This is a genomic window from Micromonospora orduensis, assembly GCF_006228125.1.
Classification (GTDB): Bacteria; Actinomycetota; Actinomycetes; order Mycobacteriales; family Micromonosporaceae; genus Micromonospora; species Micromonospora orduensis.
The window spans coordinates 88,848-95,092 of sequence record NZ_VDFY01000138.1; the positions used below are offsets into that span (position 1 = coordinate 88,848).

Sequence of the window (6,245 nt, forward strand, 5' to 3'; positions counted from 1 at the left end):
GGATCGCCTCGACGCCGCCGAAGACCGGATCCCGGTTCGAGTCCTCGACCGCCGAAATTTCCGGACCCTTTCCGGACCGTCGCTGAGCGGCACGGGATGGCTACACGGTCGCGGCCGCCGCGCCGGCACCTCCGTGGGGCGCGTTCGACGGGCGGTGGTACAGCAGGCTGTACTTTCCGCGGCGGGCGTCGTCATCGCGGCGCACGGCGACCTATGTTGGCGCGGGAGGTGGACGATGACGTACGTGTGGGGGCGGGTCAGCGCCGTGCGGCACCTCGTCGGCGGCCTGGGCACCGCCGCGCTGGCGCTGGGCGCGCTGCTCTGGACGCTGGCCGTCGGGGTGGCCTGCCTGGTCGGGGTGGGGCTGTGGGCGGCGCCCGGCGCGCTGCGGGCGGTGCGTGCGGTGGCCGACCGCGAGCGTGCCCGACTGTCCCGCCGGGGTGCGCCGATCCCCCCGCCCGGGCCGGTGCCGACGGGACTGCGGGCGGCGGTACGCGACCCGTTCGTCCGCCGGGAGGTCGGCTGGGTGACGCTCCACTCGGTCACCGGCCTGGCATCCGGGCTGGTCGGCGTCGCGCTCCCGCTCTACGCCGTACAGGACATCACGTTCCCGCTGTGGTACCGGCTGCTCTCACCCGAGGACGGCGCGCCGGGCATCTTCTGGTGGCGCATCGACGGGCTGTCCGACGCGCTCCTGGTCGCTGTGGTCGGGGTGGGCTGGCTCGCCGCCACGGTCGGGTTCACTCCGGCCCTGGCCCGCTTCCAGGCGTGGCCGGGCCGGTGGCTGCTGCCCCCGCCGCCCGGGGTCGACCTGTCGCTGCGGGTCGCCGCGCTGACCGCCACCCGGGCCGCGGCGCTTGACGCGCACGCGGTGGAGTTGCGCCGGATCGAGCGGTCGCTGCACGACGGCACCCAGAACCGGCTGGTCGCGGTCAACGTGCTGCTGGGCGCCGCGCGGCGGGCCGTGCGGCGCGACCCGGACCGGGCCGACGAGATCCTCGGGCAGGCGCAGGACGCCGCCGAACAGGCGCTCGGCGAGCTGCGTACGGTGGTGCGCGGGATCCTGCCGCCCGTACTGGACGACCGGGGCCTCGCCGGGGCGCTGGCGGGCCTGGCCGGCAGTTGCGCGGTGCCGTGCCGGCTGGAGGTGGACGTGGCGGTGCGCTGCGCGGCCTCGGTCGAGGCCACCGCGTACTTCGTGGTGGCCGAGGCGCTGACCAACGCGGTCCGGCACAGCGGGGCGAGCCAGGTGGACGTCGCCGTGCGCCGCGAGCGGGGCCGGCTGCTGGTGACCGTCGAGGACGACGGGCGCGGCGACGCCGACGAGGCACGCGGCTCCGGGATCACCGGCATCCGCCGGCGGGTCGAGGCGTACGACGGCCGGATGACACTGACCAGCCCACCCGGTGGGCCGACGAGGATGCACGTGGAGCTGCCATGCGGATCGTGATCGCCGAGGACGACCCGCTGCTGCGCGAGGGCCTGGCGCTGCTGCTGCGGGCGGAGGAGCTGGACGTGGTCGCCACGGCGGGCACCCCGGGGGAGTTCCTGGTCGCGGTCGACGAGCATGCGCCGGACGTGGCGATCGTGGACGTGCGGATGCCACCGACCCACACCGACGAGGGCATCGTGGCCGCCGTGGAGGCCCGGCGGCGCCAGCCCGGCCTCGCGGTGCTGGTCCTGTCGGCGTACGTGGAGCAGGCGTTCGCCACCGAACTGTTCGCGGTCGGCGCCGCCGGGCTCGGGTACCTGCTGAAGGAACGGGTGGGCCGGGTCGAGGAGTTCCTCGCCGCGCTGCGCCGGGTGGCGGACGGCGGCAGCGTGATCGATCCGGAGGTGGTGGCGCAGCTGCTCGCCCGCAACCGCCGGCCGGACACGGCGCTGAGCGAGCTGTCGCCGCGCGAGCGCGAGGTGCTGGGGCTGATGGCCGAGGGGCTGGGCAACACCGCCATCGCCGAGCGGCTGTTCGTCACCGACGGCGCGGTGCACAAGCACATCCGCAGCATCTTCGCGAAGCTGCAACTGCCGCCTGACGACCGCGCCGACCGTCGGGTCACCGCGGTGCTGCGCTACCTCGACGGCGGCCAGCGGTAGCGCCTGCTGTACCCCGGCCCGGCAGCACGCGGGATGGTGACCGTCTCCGCAGGTCAATAGCGTTTGTGGTGCGCGCGCAGACCACAACGACGACCTGCAGAGAGGCCACCAGGATGTCCACCTGTCCGGCACCTACCGTCGACGCCGCCGTACGCGTCGAACACCTCACCCGGGTGTACGAGACCGGCCAGAACCGGGTGAACGCGCTGGCCGGGATCGACGCCGACTTCACCCGCGGCACCTTCACCGCGGTGATGGGGCCGTCCGGCTCGGGCAAGAGCACGCTGTTGCAGAACGCCGCGGGCCTCGACCGGCCCACCTCCGGCCGCGTGGTCGTCGGGGGCGTCGACCTGTCGCCGCTGTCCGAGACCCGCCTCACCGAGCTGCGGCGTACCCGGATCGGTTTCGTCTTCCAGGCGTTCAACCTGATCGGCGCGCTCACCGTCGAGGAGAACATCGTCCTGCCGTTGCGGTTGGCCGGCGTCCGTCCGGATCGCGCCTGGCTGAACCGGGTGATCGAGCGGGTCGGGCTCACCGACCGGTTGCGCCACCGGCCGGCGGCCCTGTCCGGTGGCCAGCAGCAGCGGGTGGCGATCGCGCGGGCGTTGGCCACCCGCCCCGAGGTGATCTTCTGCGACGAGCCCACCGGCGCGCTCGACACGGGCACCGCGGCGGAGGTGCTGACGCTGCTGCGCGCGGTCGTCGACGAGCACGGGATGACAGTGGTGATGGTGACCCACGATCCGGTCGCCGCGTCGTACGCCGATCGGGTGCTCGTGCTGGCCGACGGCCGGATCGTCGCCGACCTGCCGCAGCTCGGGGCCGCCCGGATCGCCGAGCACCTGGCGTCGCTGGATCGGCGGGTCGCGCGATGACCGCGCTCGCCGCGCGGCTGCTGCGCCACCGTGCCGGCCCGGCGGCCGCCACGCTGCTCGCCCTGATCGCGGGAGTGATGATCCTGGTCGCCATGGGCATCCTCGTCGAGTCCGGATTGCGCTTCCGGCCGGAGCCCCGCGTCTGGGTCGCGGCCGACCTGGTCGTCGCCGACCGCACGGTCAGTCACACCAGCAGGGAGTTCGACGGCGAGATGACCACGAGCACCGTCACGCTGCCCGAGGGCGGCACTGTGGACGCCGCCCTGGTGGACCAGATCCGGCGGCTGCCCGGCGTGGCGGCGGTGACCGGCGACGACCGGGTGGTGATCGGGGCGCCCGCCGCGGTGGGGCACAGTTGGGGCACGTACGCCTTCACCGGTCGCCCGGTCACGGCGGGCGTCGCTCCACGCGCCGACGACGAGGTGCTGGCCGACTCCCGGCTGGGCGTCGCGCCGGGGGACCGGCTCGACCTGACCGTCGGCGGGGTCAGCCGGCCGTACCGGGTGAGCGCGGTCGCCGACACCGGCGCGGCCGACGTGTTCTTCACCGACGCGCAGGCGGCCCGGCTGTCCGCGCGACCCGGCCGGGTGGACGCGATCGGCGTGCGGGTGGCCTCCGACGCCGATCGTGGCGCGGTCGCCGACGCGGTCCGTCGGATGGCCTCGGCGGCCGGCGCGAGCACGTACGCCGGTGGGGACCGGGGGGAGGCCGAGCAGTCGGCGAACCTGGCCGCCCGGTCGATGCTTGTCACGGCCGGCTCGGCGTTCGGCGGGTACGTCGTCCTGCTGATCGTCTTCGTGGTGGCCGGCACGATCGGGCTGTCCGTCCGGCACCGCCGCCGTGACCTGGCCCTGCTGCGGGCGGTCGCGGCCACACCGGGGCAGATCCGCCGCATGCTGATCGTCGAGGCGGCCCTGCTGGGCCTGGTCGGCTCCGCGATCGGAGCGCCGGCCGGTCTGCTGGCCGCCCGGTGGGTGCGGGGGGAACTGGCCGGGCGCGGGTTCGTCCCGGCCGACTTCCCGATGACCGGTGGCCTGTTCGCGGTGCCGGCCGCGGTCGGTACGGCGGTGCTCGTGGCGGTGCTCGCCGCGCTGCTCGCCGGGCGCCGGGTCGCCGGGATCAAGCCGGTGGAGGCGCTCGGCGAGATCGCCGTGGAACCGCGTCGTGGCGGTCGGGTGCGGCTGGTCGCCGGTGTGCTGACGCTGGCGGGGGCCGTCACCTCCGGCGCGTTCACCCTCGGCGGCTCCGGGGCGACCGGGGCGCTGGCCGATGCGGTCGGCATGCTGTACCTGTTCGTCATCGCGGTGGCGCTGCTCGCGCCGAGGCTCAACGCGTACGCGGCACGCCTGCTCACCCCCGCGCTGTCCCGGATCTGGCCGGTCAGCGGCTATCTGGCGGCGGCCAACCTGCGGGCCAACGCGCAGGGCATGGCCACCGTCCTGACCGCCCTCGTGCTGTCGATCGGGTTCGGCGGCTCGGTCTGGTTCCTGCAGACCAACCTGGAGCGGGAGACCGTGGAGCAGAGCCGGGCGGGCACGGTCGCGGAGCGGGTGCTGGCCACCCCGGGTGGGCTGGCGCCGGAGGCGGCCCGGGAGGTCCGGGCGCTGGCCGGGGTGCGGGCGGCCACCGGGGTACGCCGTACGCAGGTGGTGGTGCGCTCGTTCGACGGGATCGAGCCGGTCGCCGCGCAGGCGGTCGACCCGGACGGGATCACCTCCACCATGGACCTCGACGTGCGCGAGGGCAGCCTGACCGACCTGCGGGCCGACACGGTCGCGCTGTCCGCGACACAGGCGTCCGCGTCCGGTTGGCGGGTCGGCGACACGGCGCGACTCTGGCTGGGCGACGGCACCCCGACCGAGCTGAGGGTGATCGCCCTCTACGGTCGGGGCCTCGGCTTCGGCGACGTCACGCTGGCCGCGGAGACGGTCGCCGGGCACACCGACGGGGTCACCGACGACGAGATCCTGGTCCGCGCCGGCGGGGACGCCGACGAGGCGCTGGCCGACTGGTCGGCCCGGCATCCGGGCAGCGCGGTGCTCGACGCGGCCACCCGTACCCGGCTGATCGGCGGCGATCTGGCGCTCGGCGCCTGGCTGAACCGGCTGCTGATCGGCGTGCTGGTGGGGTACGCGGCGTTGGCCGCGGCCACCACGATGGTGCTCGCCGCGCTGGCCCGCCGCCGGGAGCTGGCCCTGCTGCAGCTGGTCGGCCTGACCCGTCGGCAGATCCGCCGGATGGTCCACGCCGAGCAGGCCGGGCTGCTCGGCGTCGCGGTGCTGATCGGCGCGACGATCGCGGCGCTGACGCTGGGTGCGATCGTCAACGCGGTGACCGGCAGCCCGATCCCGTACGTGCCGCCGCTCGGCGGGGTGGCCGTGCTCGGTGGCGCGACGCTGCTGGCGCTGGCGACGACGGTGTTGCCGGTGCGGCGACTGCTGCGGGTTCCGCCGATCGACAACATCGGCACGAGGGAGTAGTCGCACGCGGGCCTGGCGGCGCTGCGGCCACGCCAGGCCCGCGCGACTGCAAACAACCTGCAAACGCTAACCCTTGCATCGAGGGAAACCGCTTTCCTACGATTGCGTCACGTCGATGTCTCATTCTTCGTCCGGGCGAACGAATTTCGAGTGACGCCATCAGTGACGTGCCCATTCCGCGCTCCCGGCGAGGCTGCGCCAATTCACTGTGGGCAATTTTTCCAGTCATCAGGAAAGCAATTCGAAGGCGAAGGTGAGGCGAGATGGGACGACCAGTCGCACTGCGACTTCAGGCAGTGCTCGCAACGGTGACCGTCGGTGCGGCGGTCGGGGTGGCCCTGGCCACGCCGCAGGCCTCGGCCGCGGTGGGCAGCGCCACCGGCTACGCCACCCAGAACGGCGGGACCACCGGCGGCGCGGGCGGGCAGACGGTACGCGCCACCACCGGCACCGCGATCCACGCGGCACTGTGCGGCCGGGCCAGCAGCAGCACCCCGATCACCATCGAGGTCTCCGGGACCATCAACCACGGCAACACCAGCAAGGTGTCGGGGTCGAGCTGCAACACCGCGGCCGGCGTGATCGAGCTCAAGCAGATCAGCAACGTCACCATCATCGGGGTCGGCGGTGGCGCGGTCTTCGACCAGCTCGGCATCCACATCCGCGACTCCAGCAACATCATCATCCAGAACGTGACAGTCCGGAACGTCAAGAAGTCGGGCTCGCCAACCTCGAACGGCGGCGACGCCATCGGTATGGAGAGCACGGTCCGCAACGTCTGGGTCGACCACGTCAC

Annotated in this window: 5 protein-coding genes; all 5 read left to right on the forward strand. The window is 74.1% G+C overall.

Features of this window, described 5'->3' with window-relative positions; translation table 11 throughout:
• Positions 1-235: 235 nt before the first annotated feature.
• A complete protein-coding gene (locus FHG89_RS11795) occupies positions 236-1,450 on the forward strand; it encodes a sensor histidine kinase (protein WP_139584421.1) in 1,215 nt (404 codons plus the stop codon).
• Positions 1,438-2,094 carry a response regulator transcription factor gene (locus FHG89_RS11800; protein ID WP_139584422.1) on the forward strand — a complete coding sequence of 219 codons (657 nt, stop codon included), beginning with the start codon at positions 1,438-1,440 and terminating at the stop codon, positions 2,092-2,094. The genes FHG89_RS11795 and FHG89_RS11800 overlap by 13 nt, the downstream gene beginning before the upstream one ends.
• A 113-nt stretch (positions 2,095-2,207) precedes the next feature.
• Positions 2,208-2,969, forward strand: coding sequence for an ABC transporter ATP-binding protein (locus FHG89_RS11805; RefSeq protein WP_139584423.1), 762 nt, complete (start codon positions 2,208-2,210; stop codon positions 2,967-2,969).
• On the forward strand, positions 2,966-5,449 hold the full coding sequence (locus tag FHG89_RS11810; RefSeq protein ID WP_139584424.1) for an ABC transporter permease: 2,484 nt from the start codon (positions 2,966-2,968) through the stop codon (positions 5,447-5,449). Before FHG89_RS11805 ends, FHG89_RS11810 begins: the two co-directional genes overlap by 4 nt.
• Positions 5,450-5,712: 263 nt before the next feature.
• Positions 5,713-6,245 (forward strand): pectate lyase family protein (locus FHG89_RS11815; RefSeq protein WP_482809819.1); only part of this gene is annotated, 533 nt, incomplete at its 3' end.

Coding starts and splice junctions, on each gene's coding strand:
- FHG89_RS11800 (WP_139584422.1), top strand. CDS start 1,438: ATGCGGATCGTGATCGCCGAGGACGACCCGCTGCTGCGCGAGGGCCTG.
- FHG89_RS11795 (WP_139584421.1), top strand. CDS start 236: ATGACGTACGTGTGGGGGCGGGTCAGCGCCGTGCGGCACCTCGTCGGC.
- FHG89_RS11810 (WP_139584424.1), top strand. CDS start 2,966: ATGACCGCGCTCGCCGCGCGGCTGCTGCGCCACCGTGCCGGCCCGGCG.
- FHG89_RS11805 (WP_139584423.1), top strand. CDS start 2,208: ATGTCCACCTGTCCGGCACCTACCGTCGACGCCGCCGTACGCGTCGAA.